The organism is Micromonospora sp. NPDC051925, assembly GCF_044548625.1.
GTDB lineage: Bacteria > Actinomycetota > Actinomycetes > Mycobacteriales > Micromonosporaceae > Micromonospora.
In genome coordinates this window covers 16,255-40,298 of record NZ_JBIUCH010000007.1, presented here as the reverse complement: position 1 = coordinate 40,298, position 24,044 = coordinate 16,255, and the positions used below count along the sequence as shown (strand labels likewise).

Below are 24,044 nucleotides of genomic sequence, written 5' to 3'. Positions count from 1 at the left end.
CTCACCTCGCCGCCACGCCGGCGACCCGGCGAGCGGGCCACTCACCGTCGGCCTGCCACAGCGTGTTCAGCGACTCGTTCAGGTCGTACGCCGGAGCCCAGCCGAGCACCCGGTGAGCACGGTCGATGTCGGCGCACATCCAGGGCACCGCGGCGGATCGGGCGGCGTCCGGCGTGAAGCCTCCGTGCCGGATCTCACCGGTGAAGCCGGCCACGTCGGCCAGCAGTCGGACGACGTCGCGCGTCGCCACCGCTCGTCCGCTACCCACGTTGAAGACCCGCTGCGGACCCGCCGGGCACCGCGCTGCGGCCAGCACCGCCGCCGCGATGTCCCGCACGTCGACGAAGTCCCGATACGTGTCGTGCAGCCCCAGTGCGATGTCGGTCGCGCCGCCGGCCGCCGCCGAGCTGACCATCGCGGTCACCCGAGACAGGATGTTGCCCGGTCGCATCCCCGGTCCGACCGGATTGAAGACCCGCAGCACGATCGTGTCGAGGCGGCCGGCTTCGCCCGCGAACTCCGCCAGGCGGGTCGCGGCGAGGTGACTGAGCCCGTACTCGCTCACGGGTGCGGCCGGTTGCTCCTCCCCGACGGTGAGGCCGTGCGGCACGGCACCGTACTCTGCCGCCGAGCCGATCCGGATCAGCCGCGCCCCGGGGGCGGCGGCGGCCACCGCCTCGATCAGTTTCGCGGTCGTCACGACATGCGCCTGCACGAAGTCTGCGCCGGAACCGACGATCTGCCCCGCCGCGGTCACCACCACGTCCGGCCGCTCCCGGGCGACCAGCGCGATCAGTGCCGGCAGGTCCATCCGGACCAGGTCGCACTCCGCACGGGTGGGCGACCGGACGATGGTGTGGCCGACCAGCACGGAGCGGATATGGCGGCCCAGGAATCCGCCGGCGCCGAGCAGCAGTACCCGGTTCATCGGCGGGGCGCGGCATCCTGGCCGCCCGTCGGCGACGGCACGGGGGGCTGGTCGTTGCCGGTGAACTCGTGCCAGGTGGCCGCGCCGGGGGCCGAGATCCCCTGTCGGCTGAGCACCACCCAGACGGTGGCCAGGAAGATCTTCAGGTCCAGCAAGAAGGATCGTCGGTCGACGTAGTCGACGTCGTACGTGAACTTCGCCTCCCAGCTGAGCGCGTTGCGCCCACGCACCTGGGCAAGCCCGGTGATGCCCGGCCGCACCTCGTGCCGGCGGGCCTGCTCGGGGCTGTAGAGGCCGAGGTAACGCACGAGGTGCGGACGGGGGCCGACCACGCTCATCTCGCCACGCAGCACGTTCCAGAACTCCGGCAGTTCGTCGAGGCTGCTCGCCCTAAGCCACCGCCCCACCCTGGTGAGGCGCTGCGCGTCGGTCACCAGTCCCCGGTCCGGCTCGGGATGGCGCATGGTGCGGAACTTCACCACCTCGAACAGTTCGCCGTGCAGGCCGGGGCGGGTGTGCCGGAACAACACAGGTCGGCCATGCGTCACCAGCACCACCACGGCGACCAGGGCCAACAGGGGTGCCCCGACGGTCAGGACGAAGAGCGCGCCGAGCACGTCGAGGAGCCGCTTCCAGCGGTCGTACGGTCGCCGGGTCGTCGGGGTGGCCGAGGCGGCTCCCCGTCCGGCCGCCGGGCCGGAGGCACCGGCGCGCGTCTGCGCCGTGTGGACAGCAACTTTGGGCATGAAACACACCTATCACCTTTGCGGCGGACGACTCGCGCTTTCACATTCGCCACCCCGGGCGGGTCGACAATGGAGAGCGCGGAGCACCTCGCGGAACGTGAAACGTGACCGTTCCTCCCTTTACCGCAAAGCGCGCACGGTCTCGTTATTGCAACAGTATGGTCACCTTTGACGAGAACGCGATTCCCGAGGATGGTCCGCCGGGAAACAGGCAGGAGGAGATATGCTTTCCTCGCTTTCGGACAGGCGTTTCCTGATCACCGGGGGCACCGGGTCGTTCGGCCAGACGATGGTGTCCCGACTGCTCGACGCCGGTGCCGCCGAGGTGCGGGTCCTCAGCCGTGACGAGTCGAAGCAGGACGCCATGCGGCACCGCCTCGGCAATGACCGGGTCCGCTACTACGTCGGCGACGTCCGGGACTACGACAGCGTGCTGAAGGCCGCTCGGGGAATGGAGTTCGTCTTCCACGCTGCGGCTCTCAAGCAGGTGCCCTCCTGTGAGTTCTTCCCGCTTGAGGCGGTCCGCACCAATGTGCTCGGCAGCGCGAACGTGGTGGACGCCTGCGAGCGTGTCGGCGTGGAGACGCTGGTCCTGCTGAGCACCGACAAGGCCGTCTATCCGGTCAACGCGATGGGCATGACCAAGGCGCTGATGGAGAAGGTGGCGCAGGCGCACTCCCGCAACAACGCGGCGGCCCGGACCCGGGTCTGCTGTGTGCGCTACGGCAATGTGATGTACTCGCGCGGATCGGTGATTCCGCTGTTCATCGACCAGATCCTCCGGGGCGGGCTGCCGACGGTCACCGATCCGTCGATGACCCGTTTCCTGATGTCCCTGCCCGAGTCGGTCGAGCTGGTGGAACACGCGTTCACCTTCGGCCAGCCCGGGGACGTCTTCATCCGCAAGGCCGACGCCTGCACCATCGGCGACCTGGCCACGGCGCTGTGCAACCTGTTCGGAGTGCCGGCGAAGTTCAACGTGCTCGGCATCCGACACGGGGAGAAGCTCTACGAGACCCTGGCCAGTCGTGAGGAACTCGCGTTCGCCGAGGATCTCGGCGACTTCCTCCGGGTGCCGGTGGACAGCCGTGACCTCAACTACTCCCTCTACTTCGAGGAGGGTGACGTCGAGCACGGCCGCCTCGCCGACTTCCACTCGCACAACGCCCGCCGGCTGTCCGTACCCGAGATCGAGGCGCTGTTGATGACGCTGCCCGAGGTGCGCACGCAGGTCGAGGCCGCCGCAGCGGCCGTGGTGACGACATGAGCACGGCCGCCGACGCCGCTCGCCCCGACCGGGTGCCCCGCCGGCGCAGCGACCACCAGGCGGATCAGCGGGGCGACCGCCGGGGGGACCAGCGCCCGGCACGACGGGTTCTCGTCGTCGGCGTCACCGGCATGCTCGGCCACGCCGTGCTGCGCGAACTCGGCGACGATCCGGATCTCGACGTCCACGGTCTCGCCCGCAACATCGACGACCGGGCGGAGTGGTTCCCACCGCACCTGCTCGCCCGCATCGTCCCTGCGGTGGACGTGACCCGGTTCGGTCGCGTCCGGCAACTCGTGGACGAACTGCGGCCGGATGTCGTCGTCAACTGTGTGGGCGTCATCAAGCAACGGCCGGACGTGCAGGACGCGGTGCCCACGGTCACCCTCAACGCGCTGTTCCCGCACCTGCTCGCCGACGCGTGCGCCCAGCTGGGCAGCAGGCTCGTCCACGTCAGCACCGACTGCGTGTTCTCCGGCCGACGGGGCGGCTACCTGGAGGACGACCTGCCCGACCCGCCCGACCTATACGGGCGGTCCAAACTGCTGGGTGAGGCGACGGGGGTCTCGGCGCTGACGCTGCGTACCTCGATCGTCGGACACGAGCTGACCACGAACCGTTCCCTGGTGGACTGGTTCCTCTCCCAGCGAGGTCAGGTTCGGGGCTTCACCAGGGCCATCTACAGCGGAGTGACGACCGTGGAGTTCGCCCGACTGCTCCGGACGGTGATCCTGCCCCGCGAGGAGCTGTGCGGGCTGTACCACGTCGCCGCCGCACCGATCTCGAAGTACGACCTGCTCCGACTGGTCGCCGAGGTGTACGGGTGGTCCGGTGACCTGGTGCCGGACGATGAGTTCACCTGCGACCGTTCGATGCGCGCGGACGCCCTTGCCCGGGCGACCGGCTACCGTCCGCCGAGCTGGCCGGACATGATCGGGGCGATGCACGACGCCCGGGCCCGGTGGGCGCTCGATCAGGCTCGGCCCGGCCGGCAGACCGTGCCGTTCTGACGGACCAACGACCACCGCCGGCGCTGCCGGCCCGCCGGAGTCAAAGGACAGCACGTGGGGAACCGAGTGGGTCAACTGACCCCGATCATCGGGGCAGTCGTCATCGTGGTGGTCACCACCATCGTCAGCGTCAACATTCCACTGATCGCGGCCGGCGCGGTGGTGCTGTTTCCTCCACTGCTGTTCGCGCTCGCGCGGCAGGTGGACGGCTGGCGATGGCTGCTCGGCCTGACCATGACGCTACTGCTCTGCGCCTCGTCCAAGCTGCCCGACCTGGTCGATGCCAGCTTCTATGCCAGATACGTGGCGGTCGCCGCCCTGGTCGTCTGGGCGCTGTGCACGCCGAGCCGGACGGTGTTCCGGATCGACCCGTGGACCCGCCTCCTCATCGGCGCGCTCTGGGCGACGGGGGGTCTCGCCACGCTGAGCTTCGCCTGGTCGGTGGTACCGCTGGAGACCCTCCAGCGCGGCATCGCGTTGCTCCTGCTGGCCGCGCTGGTGCACGTACTGTTGCGGTTCCGCTGGCCGGCTCGGGCGGTCATGATGGCCGACCTCCGCGTGGTCTACCTGGTCCTGAGCGCCTCCGCCCTGGTCAGCCTCGGTCTCGGGCTCACCGACGGCACTCTCCTTGCCGCGCTGTCCCGCACCGAGCGGTTCGAGGGCCTCTACAACAATCCCAACATGCTCGGCGTCGTCTGTGCCCTGACCATCCCGTTGGGCTGGACTGTCTACCGGCAGTCCCGACGACGCGCGGAGCTGCTCGGCGTGGTGCCGGTCACCGCCTGTCTCCTGCTCTCCCAATCCCGCACCGGGCTGATCGCCGTGCTCGTCGGTGCCCTCTGGATCGTGCTGCGCCACGGGCTCGGCCGGCTGGCCCGGCTGACCGCGGGGCTGACCGCGGGGCTACTGGTGGCCTACCTGTTCAACCTGCTGCCGGTCATCTTCGCGGCACCCTGGATGCAGCAGTTCGTGCTGCGCTTCACCGATCCCGCCGGCGGCGACCTGTCCAACGGCCGGACGGAGATGTGGCGGGCGACTGTCGACCTGTGGTGGCAGAACCGCCCCGCACTGGGCTTCGGGTACGCGTCCCGGAATCACCTGGTCTCCCTCGCCGGTCTCGACGAGTCATTCGGGCCAGGGGTCAGTGTGGTGCACAACAGCTATCTGCAACTGCTGCTGGAGCTGGGCCTCGCTGTGGTGCCAACGCTGCTGCTGCTGCTCCTGGCCGTCGGCCGGGTCGTGCTGCGGGCACCGGTGCGCCGGGCCAACTCGGGGCTGGTCTGGCTCGTCGTCACCGGCCTGCTGATCCAGATCACCGAGTCGGCCATCTTCGGCACGGGACAGGCGTACCCGTACGTGTTCTGGTCCGTGGTCGCCGGTGTCCTGCTGCACCTGCCCGAGGATCAGGCCCACGCCGGTCGGGACGCCGCCGACCGCACCGAGCCGTCCGACGCCGAACCGCACCCGGAACGGATCAGCGGCCTGGTGGACGACCTGCCGCGCCGGCCGTCCCCGGTGCTGCGCTGAGATCCGGGGGGTGGGCGGGCCGTCCGCCTCCCCTCGGATCGCGCTGCTCAGCTGCGGTCGTCGGCTACCACGAAGGCACTGACCCGGTCCCGCCAGGCCCGGTGGTCGAACGACTCGCAGGCCCTCGACCGCGCGGCCCGGCTCATCGCCCTCCACTCCTCGTCCCGGAGCCGCAACGCGCGCTCGATCGCCCACCGCACGTCGTCCGGCCCGTTGCCGTCGAGCACCAGCCCCTCGACGCCGTCGTGCACGTAGGCGGCCAGGTCGCTGGTGTGGTTGAGCAACACCGGGCAGCCGGCGGCGAGACTCTCCGGCACCTTGGACGGGAAACCGTTGGCCGCGTACCCCCCGGTGGGGCGGACCAGCATCGAGAAGTGCGACTCCGAGAGCAGTGCCAGCACGGTGGCCCGGGAGACGCGACCAAGGAACCGCACGTCAGCCGACAGCCCGTCCAGCACCGCGACGTCGAGGTCCGAGCGAGTGGCAGCGTCGTCCCGGGTGATCCCGGCGATGGTGAGGCTGACCCGTCGCTGTTGGTCCGGCGTGAGTCGGCTGATCCCGCGCACGATCACGTCCAACATGTCCTTACGTCCGGGGGTGCCGGCGTACAGCAGACGCAGGCCGGCGGAGAGCGGGGGCGGTTGCGCCGCCCGAAACTCGTCGCAGTCCACTTGCGGCGGCACCACCAGCACCTCCAGCCCGTGCCCCGAGAGGTAGTCGGCCAACGTGGTGGAGACCGCCGTGGCCCGATGGACCAGCCGGGTGGCCAGGAAGGTAGACCAGCGGTGCCGGACGAAGTACGGGATGAGCCAGCCGTGCCGGAACTGACGCCGGTCGTGGCGCTCGCTGGCGTCCACCACCACCGGGCAGCGCAGCACGAGACGCAGGACCGTCCAGTTGCCGAGGGTCATCAGCGCCATCGGTAGCAACACCACGCTGACGTCGCCTGGGCGCACACCCTGCCGCCGGATGGCCCGCAGCACCCGAATCGGCCGAGCCAGCCGGGCCGGCATCCGAGTGAGCCGGTGCAGGCCACGGACCCGCATGGTGACCAGGTCGACGCCGGCTACGTCGGGCAGCCGGGCCGGGAAGGCCACCTCACAGGGCCAGTCGTTGACGACAAGCGTGCACGCACCGTCGGGCGCGGCGGACCGGGCGAGTTGCAGCAGACGATTGGAGGTGGCGTCCCCGTGCGGAAAGGCGTACGCGCCGACGAGCAGCGGACGGGGCCGGTCGGCCCGCCCGGGCGATCCGCCGTCCGGCCGGGGCCGCGGGCCGACGACCAGGGTCTGATCGTTCATCTCTCTCACCGTTCCGAGCCGACCGGTGGTCGGCTGCTCTCTCGTGATGCCCGTTCCTGCCCCGGGCGGACCGATGCCCACCGTCGGTAGATCTCCAGGTAGATGCTGGCCGCCGTGTCGATGGCGAAGACGCTGCGCGTGAAACGCTCAGCGGCCACCGAGGCGGCGGTCGTCGCGGTGTACGCCGCCGCCGCACCGACCGCACGTGCCCACACCTGCGGTGCGGCTTCGACATCGACGATCGTCACGCCGGGCAGCCGCTCGCCGATGAAGCGCACGCCCGGCAGGTCGGCGGCCACCGTGCCGACGCCCAACGCGACCGGCTCCAGCACTCCCCCCGGTAGCCCTTCCAGGCGAGAGGGGTGGACCACCACGTCGGCCTGTCGCAACAGCCCACCCACGTCGTCACGCGGGCCCAACAGGTGCACCCGGTCGCCGAGCCCGGCGGCAACCGCCGCCGCCCGGACGCGGTCGTCGTCCGCCCTGTCGCCCGGGCCGACGAGCACGGCGTGCGCCTGCACGCCCCGGTCACGCAGGGCAGCCAGGATCGGCGGCAGGAGCCAACGGCGCTTGTCCGGTGAGGCCCGACCGACGGTCACGCACACCAGATCCGCCGCTCCCGCACCGATCAGCGCCCGCAGATCGTCGGAGCTGGGCCGACGGAGCCGGTCCAGGTCGAGCCCGTTGAGAACCACCCGGCAGCGGGGGTCGTCGGGCCAGGCGGGGTCGTAGCCGAAAGTGAGCGAGCTGGGCGAGACGCCGAGGATGTCGGTGGCGAAGAAGCGCAGCAGCCTCCCGCTGATCCACCGGTAGGCCCGGCGACGGGGGTTCCGGTGCTGATTGTCGTCCCCCCGGAAGTGCGCGACGCGTCCGGACACACCGCGCAGCGCGCCGAACGCGAGCAGCACGCCGGAGAAGTTGGCGCAGTCGACGTGCAGCACGTCCGGCCGCAGTTGCCCGATCAGACGCAGGAACCGGACGGCGAACCGCAGGTCGAGTGGCAACGCGGTGACCGTGCCGCCGTGTCGGATGACCACGTCGGCCAGGGGGCCCGGCCCGACCTCGTCGCTGAGCGTCACCAGGTGCACCTCGACGCCGGCTGCGGACAGCCGGGGCAGCAGCTCCGCCGTACGCACCTCGGTGCCGCCGAAGTTCAGCTCGCCGACGACCCGCAGCACCCGCAATCGGCCGGCGTACCCGGTCATGACGGGCCGTACCGGGCGACTGCGCGCCAGTACCCCAGCAGCGCAGCCGGCACCATCGTGAGCAGGTACGCGACGCAGGCCGCCGCAGGCAGGCCGGCCAGGCCGAACTGCCGCAGTCCCCAGATCTTGAGCACGGTCGCCAGCAGCAGGAACAAGGCCCAGCCGACGAACTGCGGCCGGAGCAGGCCGATGCTGTTCTGCACCATGATCAGCGGGGAGGTGATCGCCACCAGAAAGGACCAGCTCGCCAGCCCGACGAGGACCGGGAGCCGGATCGTCGAGCGGTCGACGCCACCGACCCAGAGTTCGATCAGCCGGTGTCCGTAGCCGACCAGCACCACTCCGGCCGCCCCCACGACCAACCCGTACAGCAGCACCATGCGGCGGGTGTTGCGGCGTACCCAGGCCACCTCGCCCCGCGCCAGGGCAGCGCCGTTGACCGGCCACACCGTCATGCCCACCAGCCCGACGAAGATCCACAGGACGCCGAACAGCTTCCCCACGACCGCGTAGTGCGCCGCCGTCGCGAGCCCCAAGATGTTCGCGATCAGCGGGTTGTCCACGTTCAGCGCGATCGATGACATCGTGGTGAGCGCGAAGAACTGCAGGCCCAGCCGGAGCAGGCCGACGACGGTGGCCCTGTGCACGAGTCGCGGCCCCGGCCTGTCGGCAGGGTCGGAGGACCAGAAGTAGGTCACGGTGTTGAGCAGGTTGGTCACCGGCACGGCCAGCACCGCGCCAGCGATGACCGTCAGCGGTCCCCAACCGGCAGCGATGGCCACGAGCACGACGGCCATCGCGGCCAGGGCTCCGGCCGACTGCCAGACGTTGCTCTGCACCATCTCACCGCGGGCGTACTGAACCCGCTGGATCAGCGAGAGCGGCATGTTGACCGCGAAGGAGCCGAAGCAGATCAGGACCAGGGTGGGGGCCTGCGCGGCGACGGCCGGGTCACGGACGGCGAACAGTTCGGCCCAGGGCACCACGGGAGTGACCACCACGAGAGCAGCCAGCAGCAGCACCGCGACCACGCCGAGGGTGGCGAAGGCGCTGGAGACCTCCCTGGCCTGTTGGCGGGGATCGCCGGTCAGCTGACTGAGCCGGGTGAGCAGCCCGTTGCCCAGCCCCAGATCGGCGAACCAGGCCATCCCGGTGAGAGCGGTGATCGCCATCCACAGGCCGTACCGCTGGTCACCGAGGTACCGGAAGCAGGCGGGGGTGATGACCAGCGGTGCGGCCAGGCCGATACCCTTCGCCACCATCGCGGTGGCGATGCCCACCGTGACGGTACGGTCCCGATCCACCGCCGGGGCCGGTGCCGGTGCCGGTGCCGTCATCCCGGCCGGCGAGGCGGCGACGAACGGCCCCGGTTCTACCCGACTCGCGGCCCGGGTCACCGCAGCGTGGCAGGTACGACGCCCAGTCGCCCCGCCATCCACTCGCCCGTCGCCCGCAGCCCCTGCGGGCGGGCGACCGGCGTCACGTCCGGAAACAGGTGCCGCAGGGTGGCGTTGTCCGCCAACGAGTGCGGGACGTCTCCGGTACGCGGCGGCGCGTGTTCGCGGGAGATCGGCCGCCCGAACAGCTCCTCCAGTTCGTCGAGGACCTGGAGGAGACTGGCCCGGGCACCGAAGGCGAGGTTGACCGGATGCGGATGGTGCACCCGGCGACGGAGCGCGTCGAGGATGACCTCGCAGACCGTGCCGACGTAGGTGAAGTCGCGGGACTGGGTGCCGTCGCCGTGCACCAGCACCGGTTCGCCGCGCAGGGCGGCGTGCACGAACCGGGGAATGACGGCCGCGTACGCGTGATCGTGCCGCTGCCCGGGGCCGAAGACGTTGAAGAACCGGAAGGCCAACGTCGGCAGCCCGAACGACGCCTGGTGAGCCAGGGCGTACGCCTCGGTGGCGAGCTTGCTGGCCGCGTAGGGGCTCATCGGGCGGGTCCAGCTCAGCTCCACCTTGGGCAACGCCGGGTTCATGCCGTACACCGAGGAGGAGGAGGCGACGAGCACGTGTCCGACGTCCTGCCGGCGGGCCGCCTCCAGCACCATCAGAGTGCCGGTGGCGTTCGCGTGATGGGAGGCGAGTGGGTCGCGCAGTGAGCGGGGAACGCTGGGCAGCGCGGCCAGGTGGACCACCGCCTCCTGCCCGGCCATCGCCGTGTCCAGGGCGAGCGGGTCCAGGATCGAGCCCTCGATGAGGTCGACGTCCAGCCCGTCGAGGTTGCTCCGCAGCCCGATCGAGAAGTCGTCGAGGACGCTCACCTCCTTGACGGCAGGCTCGGCCAGTGCGGCGCGGGCCAGGTTGGACCCGATGAAGCCGGCACCACCGGTGATCAGAACGCGCATGAAAACCCCCCGGAATACGCACGATCACCTGTACATCGAACGAGCGCGCAGGGCGTTACGGCGACGACGGAGATTCACCTGTTCAGGACACCCGCACCGGCCGGCTGGTTGGCTGGCCGACATCCACCGAACGGCCTGCGGTGCTGTCCGAGAACCGACGGAGAACCGCCGTGAGCTGCGTAAACGCGCACAGTGACAGCAGCAATCACGGGTTCGCGGTGGAGGTGTGCAGGATGCCCGAACTGATCGTCTACCGGTCCAACGCCCTGATGTCCATCAGGTCACGCTTCGATGCCACCCGGGACGTGGTCATGCCCGCCAACCTCGCGTACGCGGAGAGCATGGTCGGTCTGTGGCACTCCGGTCTTCCCCAGGTCGCCCTGGTGCCCTCGACCGCGACCGACGCCCAGGTCTGGCCGGTCATGTCGGCCGTCGGCACCCGTGTCCATGACACCTCGGACGACAACTGTCCGATCAACACCGGCTGGTCGTACGTCGGCGGCAACCACGGTTACAACGTCGGCAACCAGATCGCCGTGGCCAACCACGGCAAGACCACCGCCGACGTGGGCTCGCAGTGGAGCGACGGGGCCCGCATCTTCACCCTGCTGGCGGTGACCAACGCCAACAGCCTGCTCTTCGGCAACCCGTACACGGTGGTGGACGGTATCGCCCAGGGTGCCCGGGTCAGGCCGGCCGCGCCGCTCACCCACGCCTCGGGGGCGACAAACCGGACCACCGTGCCGATCACCGACCTCACCCCGGACGTGCAGATCCGCCCGGCCACCCACTCCCACACGGTGGTCGTCGAACTCGACGGCCGGCCGTTGCCCGACGGTCGGTCGACCGGGCAGGAGCTGGTGATCCGGGAGTCCTACGTCATCCCCTCCTACCAGGGGATGATCGACACCGCCAGGGCGAACATCGGCACCCCGATCGCCACGATCATGCCGCAGCTCCCCTCCCTGTGCCGCATCTCGAACCTCTATCGATGGTCGCCCGGCGGCAGCCTGACCGTCGCGCAGACGGTCACCGCGCTGACCCGGTTCACCCTCAACGCGGGGGTCACCCAGTGCGGGCCGTTGACCCCGGTGGCCGGGGGCAGCCGCCGGCAGTTCATGCCGAACGTGGGGGTGGCCGGCGGCCTGAACTGGTCCGTCTGGGCGAACATCGACACCCTGACCGCGCTCACCGACTTCACCCCGGCGACGCTCCGGAACCCGCTGATGCCGGCGAGCAGCATGACCCAGTGGGTGGTCAGCGGCGGTGGGATGCAGCAGTGGGGCATCGCCGTCGGATTGCTGCCGGTCGCGGACGGGGCCCCCGAGATCCGGGTCCGGTACACCACGGCCAAGGGCTGGTTCATCAGCTCCAGCCTGAAGAAGAACTACCCGCAACTGGTGTGGGGTCGCACCCTGGCCGCCGGGGAGTCGGTGACCGGCACCGCCTACCGCCGCTACCTGGCGCCGCCCTCGACCGCCACCGAGATCGTGGTGTCCGACGGCGGCGCGGACTTCGTGGTGATCGAACGGGTCGACACCGTGGCCCAGGCCGAGATGGCGGCGCCGCAGCTGTTCCACCGGCTGCTGGTCCCGGTCGGTCCGACGAACCTCAGCGTGCCGGATCGGGTCACCGTCGACGGAATCCCGTACAGCGTGCCGGTCTCCCCCGGGTACGGAATGTGGCGCGCGGAACCCGACCAGGCCGGTTCGGGACCGTTGCCGGGGGCGACCGGGCCCCGGGGCAGTTACTTCCTCACGCTGTCCGGCCCGACCCAGAACCGCACCTACACCGGCACCTACCAGCGGCTGCTGCTGCACCCGGTCCATCTGGCCGAGCCCACCCCGATCGACCGGGTCTGCGTGGAGGTCACCGTGGCGGGCACCGGCGTGCTGCGGCACGGCGTGTACGCCCACGATCCGGCCACCGGTCGTCCCGCCGTCCTCGGCCCGATCGCCGACTTCGGCAGCGTCGCCGTCACCTCCCCTGGGGTGAAGGAGTCCGTGCTGAGTGCTCCCGTGGTGCTGCCCGCCGGCTGGCACTGGTACGGGCACGTGTGGCAGACCAACGGCACCACCCCGCCCACGTTGCGGGCCAGCGGCGTCAGCGCCGCCACCACGCTGAACCTCGGCGGCAGCGCGGCGGCGATGACCGGGGACCGGTTCGGCTACGAGGTGACCGGGACGACCGGTGCGCTGGGGGCGATCACGATCGCCGGAGTGCACCAGTTCCCTCCGCCGCAGGTGGCGTACCGGCGGGCCTGAACCGGGCGGCACCGTCCCGACCTGCCCTCAGCCGGTGGTGACGCCGTAGATCCGCTTCATCGCCTCGTGTTTCGCCGGGACGGGGAGGTGCCCGATGCCCAGCGACTTGGCCCGCAGCCGCTCCAGGTACTCGTCGGTGGTGCGCAACGGCCGTGCCGGCACCCCGGCGGCGACGGTGTTGTCCGGGATGTCCCGGGTGACGACCGAACCGGCTCCGATGACGCACCGGTTACCGATGGTGACGCCGGCCAGGATCATCGAGCGCATGCCGATGTAGACGTCGTCGCCGATGGTGATCGGTGCGGTCCAGTCGAGATCCGGATAGTCCTTGCGCAGGATCAACGTGCCACCGTCGTGGGTGACGAACTGCACCTCGGAGGTGATGTAGACGTTGTCGCCGATGGTGATCAGCCACGGTTCCGAGCCGAACATCGCCCGGTTGACGCCATAGAACCTGACCCGTCCGGTCAGGTTCACCCCCAGGGACCGGACGAACGCCTCAGGGTCACGAGACGCGGCCAGGTGGTCCCGTACTCGCCGGGCCATCGTACGAACGCGACTGGGCACTGGCGGTCCTTGATCGCAGGGATACGGCAACTGACGACCGACCCGCGTACGCCGGCCCGGTCACTGGGCCAACGACTCGGCTCCGTCCACGGTGACGGGTCTCCCGCCCCGGACGCATCAGCGACAGAACTGGCGGGCGTGGTCCAGCACGTTGCGCTCCCGGTTGCGCTGCCGCCAGCACCGGTACCGCCGCCCGGCCGTCTCCTTCGCCTCGGCCCGCTCGCCGGCCGATCGGCCGGCGAGCAGGTCGAGAACCCGGCTGAGGCCGGCCGCGGTCGCCGGCCGGACCACCTCCCCACCGGTGTCGACGATCAGCTCGCTGAACGGCGTCTCGTCCGAACAGATGACCGGGCAGCCGGACGCCAGACTCTCCAGGATCACGTGGCCGAAGTTCTCGCCGAGGGTCGGAAAGAGAAAGGCGTCGTATCGACGGAACGTCGGCATGACGTCCGCCGCCTCGAGTTCGCCGAGGTATCGGACCCGGACGTGACCCGGCATGGCCGCGATGATCCGCTGGCACCGCAACCAGTAGTGCGTGTCCTCCCGGGGGCCGAAGATGTCAAAATCCACCGGACGGGTGGTGCCGGCCACCGCCTCCAGGGCCAAGGACAGGTTCTTCATCGGCGAGATCCGGCCGACGAAGACCAACCGCAGCGGCCCGTCGTGCGCGACGACCGGCGGGGCCGGGAGCGCCGGGATCGGGCTCTCGTTGCCGTTCACCATCACCTGCGCCCACGGCATGTTCGCCTGGATCTGCTTCTCCTCCAGCCAACTGCATGCCTGCCAGCGCACCTGGAGCCGGCGTAGCAGCGGTGCCCACACCGCCAGGAAGAGGCGTTTCTTGGGTGCCTTGATCGCCAGGGCACCGGGCGACAGCTCGCCGCGCGGGGCGACCAGGATGGCCCCGACGCGCACCAGGCGCAGCCCCACCGCCAGGATCGACAGCACCGAGAACAGCGACCAGATGCTGTTGACGTAGAGCAGGTCGACCGGGCGGGAACGGATGTGCCGGATCAGCCGGACCCAGTGCCGTGGCGCGTACGGATCGAGATAAAAGACGGCGGAGCGGTCGTCGCGCCGCAGTAGTCGTCCGGACAGCCCGGGGTAGGGTGCAGGCGAGTGGAGATCCCGGTCCCGGGTGATCAGGGTGACGTCGAGATCCCCCGGGAGGGTGTCCAGGATGTACCGCAGGGAACGGATCGGGCCACCGCCACGGAAGCCCGGCTCGAACACGCCCGCAGTCGCGACCACCCGGTAGTTGCCCACGGCACCGCTGGTCCGGAACGATCGGCGCGTCGTCGCGGCGGAGTCGTCGCGGGGGAGCGTCCTTGTCAGTCTCTTCACTATCGGCCCACCTTCACCGTGCCGTCCGGAGATCGGCACCCCCATATGAGTCTCTGGAACGCATGGACAGCGATGAGAGCACCGGCACCCGCCGGGCGCAGCCCGCACCGGATGCCGGGGCCGGCGGAACGGGCGCGCTCGTGGCCCGCGGCGTCGCACCCACCGAAACACCGGTGCCGCGACAGGGCCCAGGGGCGGGGCGCGACGGGCATTCTCCGTAGCCGAGGGAGCAACGGTTGACCACCGACGTAGTGATCGTAGGCGTGGGCGGGATGGGCCGTGAGATATACGGCGTAATTCGGTTGCTGAACGCCCGAGCGGACGACGACGGGGCCCGGTGGCAGGTTCTCGGCTTCGTCGACGACTACCCCACCGAGCCCAACGTGGAGCTGGTGCGGCGTCTCGGGGTTCCTTTCCTCGGTCCGACCCGCCGGCTGGCTGGGCTGTCGTCCACCACCCGGGTGGCGCTGGGCGTGGGACACCCGCGGCTGCGCCGCGAGACAGACCACGTCCTCACCCGGTACGGCCTGCCCGCCGCCACGGTGGTGCATCCGGCGGCGGAGATCGGCCCGGACTGTGTCTTCCAGGAGGGTCTGTTCGCAGCCGGCGGTGCCAGGGTGACGACGAACGTGGTGCTGGGACGCCATGTGCACCTCAATCAGAACTGCACCGTGGGCCACGACGCCGTCCTCGGTGACCATGTCTCGGTCAACCCGCTCGCGGCGGTCTCCGGCAACTGCCGACTGGGCGACGGCGTCATGGTGGGCACCACCGCCGCCGTCCTGCCGAGACTGACGGTCGGCCGGGACGCCGTCGTGGGCGCGGGAGCGTGTGTGACCCGGGACGTCCCGGCGGGCACGGTGGTCACGGGCGTGCCCGCCCGGCCGGTGGCTCGGTCATCGGCGGATGCCCGCCCAGTCGTGATGCCGGCGCACGGTCGAGAGGATGAAGTCGACCACCCGGCGTGACGTGTCCCGGACCTGGTAGTCGAGCGGGCACGCGACCGCACCGGCCGCCACCTGGGCCGCCACGGCCCGCACGCCCTCCACCACACCGGCCGGGTCCAGACCCGTCATCACGATCGCCCCGGAGTCGAGCGCCTCGGGACGCTCGATGGACTCCCGGAGGGTCACCGCCGGGAACCCGAGAATCGCCGCCTCCTCGCTGACGGTGCCGCTGTCGGACAGCGTGCACCGGGCGTGCCGTTGCAGGGTGACGTAGTCGAAGAAGCCGAACGGCTCGTGAAAGGTGATGCCCTCCAGGAGCGTGCCGTCGACGGCGAGCGCCTCCAGGCGCTTGCGGGTACGCGGGTGGGTGGAGACCAGCAGCGGCAGTCGCCACTCGTCCCGCACCGCGCAGAGGCAGTCCAGCAGCCGGCGGAGTCGGTCCGGGTGGTCGACGTTCTCCTCCCGGTGCGCGCTGACGACGAAGTAGCCGCCCGGTTCGAGTTCGAGCTGCGCCAGGATGGTGGACCGCTCGATCTGCGGCTGGTAGTGGCCGAGCACCTCGCGCATGGGCGAGCCGGTGTGCAGGATACGGCGGGGATGCAGCCCTTCGGCGAGCAGGTTGCGCCGGGCGTGCTCGGAGTAGACCAGGTTGAAGTCGGCGACATGGTCCACCAGCCGGCGGTTGGTCTCCTCCGGGACGTTCAGGTCGAAGCAGCGGTTGCCCGCCTCCATGTGGTAGACGGGAACCTTCATCCGTCGCGCCATCAGCGCCGCGATGGCGCTGTTGGTGTCGCCGAGCACCAGCAGCGCGTCCGGGCGCAGCTCACCGATCGCCTTCTCGGTGCCGACCAGAACTGCGCCGAGCAGGCTGCCGAGCGACCGGGTGTCGGCCCGCAGGAAGCGATCGGGCGGCCGTACGCCCAGCTCGGTGAAGAAGATGTCGGACAACGCGGGATCCCAGTTCTGTCCCGTGTGCACCAACGTGTGTTCCACGGTCCGGTCCAACATGTCGATCACCCGGGACAGGCGGATGATCTCCGGCCTGGTCCCGACGACGGTCATCACCCGGGTCACTGGACGCCTCCTAGTAGCCGATGGTGGGGTTTCGGGCGGGGTGGCCGGTCAGGACGACCGGCCCTGTGGGGGCACCCGGCACACCGGGTCGTTGATCGCCTGCCACGCCTGGTCGAGGACGCTCACCCGTGGCCGCTTGGCCCGCCACCGGCGGTAGGCGTCCCCCGCCGCCACCCGGGCCGCCTGCCGCTGCTCGGGCGAGGCGACGGCGACCTGGTTGACCAGCGCGCCCAACGCCGCCGGGGTCAGCTCGGTGAGGACCTGCCCGCCGCCGTCGCGCAGCACGACCGTCCACGGCGTGCGATCCGAGCAGACCACCGGGCAGCACGCCGCCAGACTCTCCGCGATCGCGTTGCCGAAGTTCTCACCCCGGGTCGGCAGGACGAACGCGTCGTATCGCGAGAAGGTCTCGCCGACCTGCTCCGGACGCAACTCCCCCCGGTAGCTGACCACGGACGGGTCCGGCAGGGCGACGCGCAGTTCCTCACAGCGCTGCCAGTACTTCGGATCCTCCACCGGACCGTAGATGTCGAGCCGCACCCGGGCCGGCACGTGGGCGAGTGCGGCGAGCAGCAGGTCGAGGTTCTTCATCGGTGATATCCGCCCGATGAAGACCAGTCGCGCGTGATCGGTCGCCGGCAACTCGGCCGGAGCGCAGCGCGGCTCCGGGCCGCTGGCGATCGCGACGACCCCGATCCGCGCCCGGGGCAGCACCCGCCGGATGTCGGCGGCCTCCAGCGGCGTGGTGGCATGCCACAGCACCCTGGGCCCCCGTAGCATCCATCGCCAGCCCACCAGGAACATCCGCTTACGGGCCCGGTGCAGGCCCAGAGCGGCAGCACCGAACTCACCCCGGGGCGCCACCAGAATGCGATCCACCCGCAGCAGGCCGAGCCGGGCCGCGACGATGGGCAGAATCGAGAAGGTCGACCACACGCTGTTCACGTAGAGCAGGTCGAATCGCGCCCCTCGCAGGGAACGCCAGAGCATCCGCCAGTGCGCCGGGTGTCGGACACCGAGGTAGAAGATGTTCGTCCGGCCACGCCGCACCCAGGTGCCGGAGAGACCGGAATAGGAATCGCCGGAGCCGAGGTCACGGTCGCGGGTCAGCAGGGTCGTGGAGACGTCGGCACTGGCCATGTCGAGCACGTCGGAGACGGAACGGACGGGCCCGCCGGCCCGCCAGCCGGGACTGAAGTAGCTCGCGGTGACAAGAACCCGGAACCTCCCCCTGTCCACACTCGCCGACCGTCCTCTGACTTCCGCCACGGGGGTGGTGTCGCTGGCCATCCTCGCTCCTCAGCTCAAGACGTAGGACTGAGTGGGCCAACGAGCGAACATCCATTCAGTGACTGAGAATCGCAATTTTCACAAAACCATCGGACACTGCATGAAAACTGATGATCGCCGACCCGGATTTCGGTATAAGGAAGTCGCGGAAACAACCTCCGACACAGCACGAGAGGATCCCATGTCGCGAGTGGCACTCATATCCGGCACCACCGGTCAGGACGGCAGCTATCTGGCGGAGCTCCTGCTCGGCAAGGGATACACGGTGCACGGGATAAAGCGAAGATCGTCCTCGTTCAACACCGAGCGGATCGACCGCATCGACGTCCACCCCCGCAGTGACGACGCACGCCTGTTCCTCCACTACAGCGACCTGTCCGACCCGGCCTCGTTGACCTCGCTGATCCGCGACATCCGGCCCGACGAGATCTACAACCTCGGCGCGCAGAGCCACGTGCGCGTCTCCTTCGACATCCCGGGTTACACGGCGGACGTGACCGGGCTCGGCGCTCTCCGAATGCTGGACGCGGCGCGGGCAGCCGACATCGACTGCCGCTTCTACCAGGCGTCCTCCTCGGAGATGTTCGGCTCCACCCCGCCCCCGCAGCGCGAGGAGACCCCGTTCCATCCCCGCAGCCCGTACGCGTGCGCCAAGGTCTACGCCTTCTGGTCGGCGGTCAACTACCGCGAGTCGTGGGACATGTTCTGTGTCAACGGCATCCTGTTCAACCACGAGAGCCCTCGGCGGGGCGAGAACTTCGTGACCCGCAAGGTCACCCGTGCGGTGGCCAGAATCGAGGCCGGCATCCAGGACAAGCTCTACCTGGGCAACCTCGACGCGGTCCGGGACTGGGGTTACGCCCCGGAGTACGTCGAGGCGATGTGGCTGGCCCTCCAGCAGGACACCCCGGAGGACTACGTAGTGGCCACCGGGGAGGGGCACAGCGTGCGCGAATTCGTCGAGGCCGCCTTCGACCGGGTCGGGCTGGACTGGCAGCGGTACGTGGAGATCGACCCCGCCTACTTCCGGCCGGCCGAGGTCGACGCGCTCATCGGCGACTACTCGAAGGCACGGCATCGCCTGGGCTGGGCACCGAAGACGCTGTTCAGCGACCTGGTACGGGTGATGGTGGACGCCGACCGTCAACTCCTCGAAGACGAACGGATGGGACGTCTCGTTCGGGTGGACCGATGAGGATCACCGTCGACGCCACCCCGATCCGCCCCGGCCACGCCGCCGGGGTCGAAGCCTTCACCTACGGCCTGCTGACCGGCATGGCAGCAGACACCTCCTGCGAACTGCGGGTGAACGTCCTGCGTGGCACCCTGGGCCAGTGGCGTGACCAGGTGCCCGCCGGGCAGTTCGGCTGGACCGAGGTCGCCCAACCACTACGCTCGGACACCGCTCCCGGGCAGCTGCTGCGGCGCTGGACACCGACGCGGGTCCGCGACTCCGTCGCCGTCCGAAGGGCGGTCAACGCGGTCCGGCAGCGCTCGGTCCCCCGGCAGCGGGGGTCGGACGTCACGCTGTACCCGTTCCACAGCGCGCCGATCGGTCCCGGCCCGTCGGTCGTCGTCGTGCACGACCTCCGGCACCTGCACGCCGCCTTCCACGCCCCCGGCTTCGCCGCCGTGGTCAGGGAGAACATGGCTCTCGCGTCCGCGGTCGTGGTCACCTGGCCCCATCCGTACCGGGAGACCCTGCGGCTGTTCCCCGAGGCGGCGGAGCGGACCGCGCTCATCCCGACTCCGACGTTCCAGCCCGCGCCCGCACACGCCTCCGCGCGGCCCGAACCGGGTCTGCTGGTCTACCCGTCCTCCACCGCGACCCACAAGAACCACGCGACGCTGCTGGAGGCGATGGCGTTGCTCCCGCAGTGCCGGCTGATCTGTCCCGGCCCGTTGGTCGAGCCCGAGGCCAGCCGCCTGCTCGCCCGCGCCGCGCTGCCAGATCTGCGGGGCAGGGTGTCCTTTCCCGGCTTCGTCACCCTCGACGAGCTGAACGCCATCTACGCCCGCGCCGACGCCGTGGTGATCCCGTCGCTCTGGGAAGCGGCGAGCGGGGCGATGCTGGAGGCGTTCAGCTGGGGACTGCCCGTCGCCTGCGCCGACGCCGAGCCGTTGCTGGCCCAACTGGAGTTCACCGGTGCCGAGGCGACGGTCTTCCGGTCCGAGGAGCCGGCCTCCCTGGCCGAGGCGGTCCAGCGGCTGCTGGACGACCGGGCCCACTACGCCGCCGCCGCGTGGCACGCGAACGGCCGGTTGGCCACCCGCACCTGGGAGGCCGCCGGAGGCGACTACCTCGACGTGCTGCGCTGGGTGGCACACGGACGACCGGGGCCGATGCCACGGTCCGCCTTCGCCTCCGAGCTCAACGGGGAGGAAGCATCATGAGCATGGTGGAAGACCGCTATCCGGTGGCCCGACCGAGTCTCACCGAACATGAGGAACGGTACGTCCTCGACGCCCTGAGAAGTGGATGGGTCTCCTCCCAGGGCCCCTATCTGAACGACTTCGAGAGCCGTTTCGCCAAGCGGTGCGCCGCCGGGACGGCGGTGGCGACCGCGAACGGCACGGTCGCCCTGCACCTGGTCCTCGCCGCCGCCGGTATCGGTCCGGGCGACGAGGTCATCGTTCCCGCCCTGACCTATGTGGCGACCGCCAACGCCGTCGCGTACTGCGGAGCCCGCGCCGTCTGTGTGGACGTCCTGCCGCAGAGCTGGTGTGTCGACCCCGCCGCGGTCCGGGCCGCGATAGGCCCCCGCACCCGGGCGGTCATCGCCGTCGACCTGTACGGCCATCCCGCCGACTACCCCGCCCTGCGTACGCTCTGCCAGCAGCACGGCCTGCTCCTGGTGGCCGACGCCGCGGAGTCCTTCGGCGCCACTGTCGACGGACACCCCACCGGTTCGCTGGCCGACGCCACCACCTTCTCCTTCTTCGGCAACAAGGTGATCACCGCAGGTGAGGGCGGCTGTGTGACCACCTCCGACAGCGGGCTGGCCGACCGGATGCGCCTGTTACGCAACCAGGGAATGGACCCGCAACGGCGGTACTACTTCCCCGTGTTGGGCTACAACTACCGGATGACCAACCTGTCGGCCGCGCTGCTCTGCGCCCAGCTCGACCGGGCCGACGAAATCATCGCCAAGCGAGACGCGGTGATCGCCGGCTACGAGGCCCAGTTGGCCGACGAGCCGGCGTTGTCGGCGCAGCCGGTGGTCGCCGGCATCCGCCGCGCACCGTGGATGGCCGCCTTCCTGGTCGGGGCCGAGGGGGACGCCACCTCCCGGGACGCGGTGGCCCAGGCACTCGATCGACTCGGCGTGGAGACCCGGCCCTTCTTCGTGCCGATCCCCGACCTGCCCGCGCACCATGATCCGACGGCGCACTGCCCAGTGACCGTCGACCTGAGCCGGCGCGGCATCAACCTGCCCACGTACGCCGAACTGACCGAGCCGGCGGTCAAGGCGGTGGTGGAGCGTGTGCGCGCCGCCCTGGCGACCATCGCCTGAGGTGAGTCCGCCCCCGCCCGATGCACCCGCCGGGCAGGGGCGGACTCACCTCGGCCGGGTCACGTCGGCCAGGTCGCGGACGGGGTCTCGCGGTGGAGTCACACGTGCCTGGTCCGCCTCACGTCCGCGCAGCAGCAGGAGGTAGCTGCCTCCCCAGGCGACGGCGCTCACCAGGGCGAGCACCGCGAATGCGCCAGCCGCACCGACGGCACCGAACAGGACTGCTGCGGCGACGACCACGGGCACGCGCAGCCCGCCCAACAGGACACCGAGCAGGATCGCCCGCCGGCTCGCCTGCTCCACCCGCAGCCCGGCGAAGCCGACGGCAGCCGGCACCGAGAGCAGGCTCTCCAAAGCCAGCAACACCAGCAGACTGCGGGCGAGTTCCCAGTTGACGCCCAGCAGCGCCGTCCCGACCGGGTCGGGCAGGAGGGCGACCGCGATCGTCATCGGCAGGACGCCGGCAGCCACCAGCATCGTGAGCCGAACGGCCGCCCTGGTCCGCACCGCGCGGGACTCGGTGCGGCTGCGGGCCAACTGCGGCAGGATCAGCGTGGCGGCGGTCGACAGGACCAGGTTCACCGGCCCCAACAGGGTTCTTCCGGCGCTCAACGCGCCGACCACCGAGGTGCCCGCGAAGGCGGCCAGTGCGGTCAGCGACAGTTGCGCCGATCCGGTGGTCAGCAGGAACTGCGTGCCGAACCCCACCGAGACGCGGCTCTCCGCCCGACCGACGCGCCAGCCGGGCCGCACCGGGTACCGGCGGTGGAGTGCGACGACCACGCCGATCAGCCCACCACCGAACGCCCAGAGGGCGAACACGTACGGCGCGTCGATCAGCCGGAGCAGGCCGGCCAGCGCGGCGCAGCCGGTCACCGCCGCCCAGGCGGCCTCCTGGGCCAGGGCCCCGGACGGGGTGCCGACGCCGACGGCGATCGCCTTGGTGTAGTCGTAGAGCACCAGACCGGGCAGGGCAAGGCCCGCGAACACCAGGTAGGAGGAGCCGTACGCGATCCCCGCGAGGCCGAGCGCGAGGCCGCTGACCGTGCCGAGCAGGATGGCCCGCCGGGCGGCGGGGGCGGCCCCGGTGCCGGCCGCCAGGGTCGAGTCGGTCACCATGCTGCGGACCAGCCCGGAGCCGAGAATGTAGAACGAGAAGGCCAGGGCGAACTGGCCCACCCCGCCGATCGACTCCAGCCGGGTGACGGTGATCGCCAACGAAAGGTTGCCACCACTGGACAGACCCCCGACGAGCAGGGCAAGCAGCGCCCGGCGTCCGGGCCAAGGGACGCCCCTGCGGCCGGCCACGCGAGAGCGGACCCGAGCGGTCACTGGACGGCACCCACCGGTAGTAGCACCTACTGCTCCCGCGCGGCGGGGAGGCTGCGGGTCAGCCACAGCAGGATGAAGACCGTCATCGCCGACACCACGTGCTGCAGGAACCCGATCATCGAGTCGGGGTAGGTGCCGGACCAGAGCAACGCGTCGGAGAACACCAGGCAGACCAGACTCAACCGGGCCGGGCCGGGCCGGCCCCGCCAGCGCAGCAACAGCGCCACGAACCCGGCCCAGAAGGCGTGCACGGCCACCACCCCGACGGGACCGTCGAAGAACCAGATGTTGCCCAGCAACAGGAAGTTGGAGGCCGACGTCCGGCTACCGCCGAGGTACTGGTTGATCTGTTGCCCGGTCGTCAGAGCCGGCCGATCGGGGTCCAAAATCCGTGGCACCAGCCCGTACCTGAGGTAGTCGACGCCCTTGGGCTGACCGAGGTCGACGGGAACCTCCGTGTCCGCGACGGCCGTCAGTTGCCGGTCCAGGCGCATCCGGTCCGTCGCGGTGACGGCGTCGTCCACCGCGACGCCCTGGTCCTGCCGTATCCCGTTGCGGTAGTCGAACATGGCCGGCCACAGCAGGACCAACATCAGCGTGCCGATCATCAGGTACCGCAACCGGAACACGCCGCAGACCACCCCGGCGGTCACCGCAAAGAAGACGAAGGCGATCAGTGGCGCCGTGAGGGCGGTCAGCACGGTGACGACAGCCTTGGTGACGACGAGCGCGCCCAGCCAGCCGTACAGCTTCGCCCTGGACAGGCGGCCACCGAGGTAGCTGGCGACCAGCAGCGCGAACCCGAGCGCCGCCCAACCGGAGAACAACTTGGTCAGCGCCACCATCGGCGTGTCGGACAGCTCCCCGGAGATCTGCGCGACGAGGTTCCCCTCCCCGAGGTACGCCCCCAGCAGGTCGGCCGCGATGCTGATCAGCACGACCAGGCGGGCCACCGGATAGATCCGGGGGTACCGGGCGGTCGCCTGGCGCATGCCGCGCCGCCACCGTGGATCGGGACGCCCGAGAAGCAGGCAGGCCGTCTCCACGGAGACGCTGCCCAGCAGCGCCAGGCCCACCACGAGCATGATGAAACCGGTTTGCGGGTTGTGATTGAGCACCGCCATCGGCAGGATGAGCAGCGCGTACGGGGCGAGCACCAGGAAGCTGACGGGATAGCAGCGCAGTAGCCCACCGACCGGTTCCCGCTGGCGTTCCGACGGCGTCGCGCCGACCGGACGCGCGGCCCGGGGCTCGACGACGTCGATCCCGAATCCAGGGTCGGTGACCGCCCTAGACCAGGTCATCGTCCGCCCCCTCCCCGTTTTCGGTCGCCTCATTCGCAACGAGCGAGGCGAGGTCCACGAAACGCTCCGGGGG

Annotated in this window: 20 protein-coding genes; 8 read left to right on the top strand and 12 right to left on the bottom strand. The window is 70.5% G+C overall.

What is annotated here, in order from left to right; all coding sequences use genetic code 11:
• Position 1: 1 nt before the first annotated feature.
• Together ACIG87_RS10980 and ACIG87_RS10975 are read right to left on the bottom strand one after the other, a co-directional pair.
• Entirely contained in the window at positions 2-928 is a 927-nt protein-coding gene (locus ACIG87_RS10980) for an NAD-dependent epimerase/dehydratase family protein (protein WP_396850203.1), read from the bottom strand.
• A complete protein-coding gene (locus tag ACIG87_RS10975; protein WP_396850201.1) occupies positions 925-1,674 on the bottom strand; it encodes a sugar transferase in 750 nt (249 codons plus the stop codon). Before ACIG87_RS10975 ends, ACIG87_RS10980 begins: the two co-directional genes overlap by 4 nt.
• 223 nt (positions 1,675-1,897) lie before the next feature.
• On the opposite strand from ACIG87_RS10975, the gene ACIG87_RS10970 reads away from it, so the two are divergent.
• The 3 genes from ACIG87_RS10970 to ACIG87_RS10960 are packed head-to-tail and all read left to right on the top strand — an operon-like array spanning position 1,898 to position 5,478.
• Positions 1,898-2,941, top strand: a complete 1,044-nt coding sequence (locus ACIG87_RS10970; RefSeq protein ID WP_396850199.1) for a polysaccharide biosynthesis protein — start codon at positions 1,898-1,900, stop codon at positions 2,939-2,941.
• Positions 2,938-3,951: a dTDP-4-dehydrorhamnose reductase family protein gene (locus ACIG87_RS10965; protein WP_396850197.1), complete on the top strand. Its 1,014-nt coding sequence runs from the start codon at positions 2,938-2,940 to the stop codon at positions 3,949-3,951. The genes ACIG87_RS10970 and ACIG87_RS10965 overlap by 4 nt, the downstream gene beginning before the upstream one ends.
• A 54-nt stretch (positions 3,952-4,005) precedes the next feature.
• On the top strand, positions 4,006-5,478 hold the full coding sequence (locus ACIG87_RS10960; protein ID WP_396850196.1) for an O-antigen ligase family protein: 1,473 nt from the start codon (positions 4,006-4,008) through the stop codon (positions 5,476-5,478).
• Between the two features lie 47 nt (positions 5,479-5,525).
• Here the strand turns inward: ACIG87_RS10960 and ACIG87_RS10955 are convergent, their stop codons facing one another.
• The 4 genes from ACIG87_RS10955 to ACIG87_RS10940 all read right to left on the bottom strand — a co-directional run bounded on the left by ACIG87_RS10955 (position 5,526) and on the right by ACIG87_RS10940 (position 10,334).
• Positions 5,526-6,779, bottom strand: coding sequence for a glycosyltransferase (locus ACIG87_RS10955; protein WP_396850194.1), 1,254 nt, complete (start codon positions 6,777-6,779; stop codon positions 5,526-5,528).
• A gap of 5 nt (positions 6,780-6,784) precedes the next feature.
• The gene (locus ACIG87_RS10950) at positions 6,785-7,984 is read right to left on the bottom strand and encodes a glycosyltransferase (RefSeq protein WP_396850192.1); all 1,200 of its coding nucleotides are present in this window, start codon (positions 7,982-7,984) and stop codon (positions 6,785-6,787) included.
• On the bottom strand, positions 7,981-9,288 hold the full coding sequence (locus ACIG87_RS10945; RefSeq protein ID WP_396850191.1) for a lipopolysaccharide biosynthesis protein: 1,308 nt from the start codon (positions 9,286-9,288) through the stop codon (positions 7,981-7,983). The genes ACIG87_RS10950 and ACIG87_RS10945 overlap by 4 nt, the downstream gene beginning before the upstream one ends.
• An 89-nt stretch (positions 9,289-9,377) precedes the next feature.
• The gene (locus ACIG87_RS10940) at positions 9,378-10,334 is read right to left on the bottom strand and encodes an NAD-dependent epimerase/dehydratase family protein (protein ID WP_396850189.1); all 957 of its coding nucleotides are present in this window, start codon (positions 10,332-10,334) and stop codon (positions 9,378-9,380) included.
• Between the two features lie 233 nt (positions 10,335-10,567).
• On the opposite strand from ACIG87_RS10940, the gene ACIG87_RS10935 reads away from it, so the two are divergent.
• Entirely contained in the window at positions 10,568-12,598 is a 2,031-nt protein-coding gene (locus tag ACIG87_RS10935; protein ID WP_396850187.1) for a hypothetical protein, read from the top strand.
• A gap of 27 nt (positions 12,599-12,625) precedes the next feature.
• On the opposite strand, the gene ACIG87_RS10930 is transcribed toward ACIG87_RS10935, so the two are convergent.
• Both ACIG87_RS10930 and ACIG87_RS10925 read right to left on the bottom strand, forming a co-directional pair.
• Positions 12,626-13,144, bottom strand: coding sequence for an acyltransferase (locus tag ACIG87_RS10930; RefSeq protein ID WP_396850185.1), 519 nt, complete (start codon positions 13,142-13,144; stop codon positions 12,626-12,628).
• A 138-nt stretch (positions 13,145-13,282) separates the two neighbouring features.
• On the bottom strand, positions 13,283-14,509 hold the full coding sequence (locus ACIG87_RS10925) for a glycosyltransferase (protein ID WP_396850183.1): 1,227 nt from the start codon (positions 14,507-14,509) through the stop codon (positions 13,283-13,285).
• 236 nt (positions 14,510-14,745) lie between these two features.
• On the opposite strand from ACIG87_RS10925, the gene ACIG87_RS10920 reads away from it, so the two are divergent.
• A complete protein-coding gene (locus tag ACIG87_RS10920) occupies positions 14,746-15,477 on the top strand; it encodes an acetyltransferase (protein ID WP_396850182.1) in 732 nt (243 codons plus the stop codon).
• Here ACIG87_RS10920 and wecB read toward each other — a convergent pair.
• Together wecB and ACIG87_RS10910 are read right to left on the bottom strand one after the other, a co-directional pair.
• Positions 15,406-16,530, bottom strand: a complete 1,125-nt coding sequence (wecB, locus tag ACIG87_RS10915) for a non-hydrolyzing UDP-N-acetylglucosamine 2-epimerase (RefSeq protein WP_396850180.1) — start codon at positions 16,528-16,530, stop codon at positions 15,406-15,408. The genes ACIG87_RS10920 and wecB overlap by 72 nt on opposite strands.
• 48 nt (positions 16,531-16,578) lie before the next feature.
• Positions 16,579-17,769, bottom strand: a complete 1,191-nt coding sequence (locus ACIG87_RS10910; RefSeq protein ID WP_396850178.1) for a glycosyltransferase — start codon at positions 17,767-17,769, stop codon at positions 16,579-16,581.
• 232 nt (positions 17,770-18,001) lie between these two features.
• Between ACIG87_RS10910 and gmd the strand changes: the two genes are divergently transcribed.
• The 3 genes from gmd to ACIG87_RS10895 are packed head-to-tail and all read left to right on the top strand — an operon-like array spanning position 18,002 to position 21,335.
• Complete coding sequence (gmd, locus tag ACIG87_RS10905; RefSeq protein ID WP_396850176.1) at positions 18,002-19,015, top strand: GDP-mannose 4,6-dehydratase; 1,014 nt, start codon at positions 18,002-18,004, stop codon at positions 19,013-19,015.
• Positions 19,012-20,214 (top strand): glycosyltransferase, encoded by a 1,203-nt coding sequence (locus tag ACIG87_RS10900; protein ID WP_396850174.1) that lies wholly within the window; start codon positions 19,012-19,014, stop codon positions 20,212-20,214. The genes gmd and ACIG87_RS10900 overlap by 4 nt, the downstream gene beginning before the upstream one ends.
• Positions 20,211-21,335 carry a DegT/DnrJ/EryC1/StrS family aminotransferase gene (locus tag ACIG87_RS10895; RefSeq protein ID WP_396850173.1) on the top strand — a complete coding sequence of 375 codons (1,125 nt, stop codon included), beginning with the start codon at positions 20,211-20,213 and terminating at the stop codon, positions 21,333-21,335. The genes ACIG87_RS10900 and ACIG87_RS10895 overlap by 4 nt, the downstream gene beginning before the upstream one ends.
• 45 nt (positions 21,336-21,380) lie before the next feature.
• Here the strand turns inward: ACIG87_RS10895 and ACIG87_RS10890 are convergent, their stop codons facing one another.
• Positions 21,381-22,553 carry a hypothetical protein gene (locus ACIG87_RS10890; protein ID WP_396850171.1) on the bottom strand — a complete coding sequence of 391 codons (1,173 nt, stop codon included), beginning with the start codon at positions 22,551-22,553 and terminating at the stop codon, positions 21,381-21,383.
• Between the two features lie 140 nt (positions 22,554-22,693).
• On the bottom strand, positions 22,694-23,971 hold the full coding sequence (locus ACIG87_RS10885) for a hypothetical protein (protein WP_396850170.1): 1,278 nt from the start codon (positions 23,969-23,971) through the stop codon (positions 22,694-22,696).
• Between the last annotated feature and the right edge of the window lie 73 nt (positions 23,972-24,044).

Excerpts from the sequence above, each read along its gene's own strand:
- ACIG87_RS10955 (WP_396850194.1), bottom strand. The coding sequence starts at position 6,779 with ATGAACGATCAGACCCTGGTCGTCGGCCCGCGGCCCCGGCCGGACGGC.
- ACIG87_RS10885 (WP_396850170.1), bottom strand. The coding sequence starts at position 23,971 with ATGACCTGGTCTAGGGCGGTCACCGACCCTGGATTCGGGATCGACGTC.
- ACIG87_RS10975 (WP_396850201.1), bottom strand. The coding sequence starts at position 1,674 with ATGCCCAAAGTTGCTGTCCACACGGCGCAGACGCGCGCCGGTGCCTCC.
- ACIG87_RS10935 (WP_396850187.1), top strand. The coding sequence starts at position 10,568 with ATGCCCGAACTGATCGTCTACCGGTCCAACGCCCTGATGTCCATCAGG.
- ACIG87_RS10930 (WP_396850185.1), bottom strand. The coding sequence starts at position 13,144 with ATGGCCCGGCGAGTACGGGACCACCTGGCCGCGTCTCGTGACCCTGAG.
- gmd (WP_396850176.1), top strand. The coding sequence starts at position 18,002 with ATGTCGCGAGTGGCACTCATATCCGGCACCACCGGTCAGGACGGCAGC.
- ACIG87_RS10950 (WP_396850192.1), bottom strand. The coding sequence starts at position 7,984 with ATGACCGGGTACGCCGGCCGATTGCGGGTGCTGCGGGTCGTCGGCGAG.
- ACIG87_RS10940 (WP_396850189.1), bottom strand. The coding sequence starts at position 10,334 with ATGCGCGTTCTGATCACCGGTGGTGCCGGCTTCATCGGGTCCAACCTG.
- ACIG87_RS10900 (WP_396850174.1), top strand. The coding sequence starts at position 19,012 with ATGAGGATCACCGTCGACGCCACCCCGATCCGCCCCGGCCACGCCGCC.
- ACIG87_RS10965 (WP_396850197.1), top strand. The coding sequence starts at position 2,938 with ATGAGCACGGCCGCCGACGCCGCTCGCCCCGACCGGGTGCCCCGCCGG.
- ACIG87_RS10895 (WP_396850173.1), top strand. The coding sequence starts at position 20,211 with ATGAGCATGGTGGAAGACCGCTATCCGGTGGCCCGACCGAGTCTCACC.
- ACIG87_RS10970 (WP_396850199.1), top strand. The coding sequence starts at position 1,898 with ATGCTTTCCTCGCTTTCGGACAGGCGTTTCCTGATCACCGGGGGCACC.
- ACIG87_RS10980 (WP_396850203.1), bottom strand. The coding sequence starts at position 928 with ATGAACCGGGTACTGCTGCTCGGCGCCGGCGGATTCCTGGGCCGCCAT.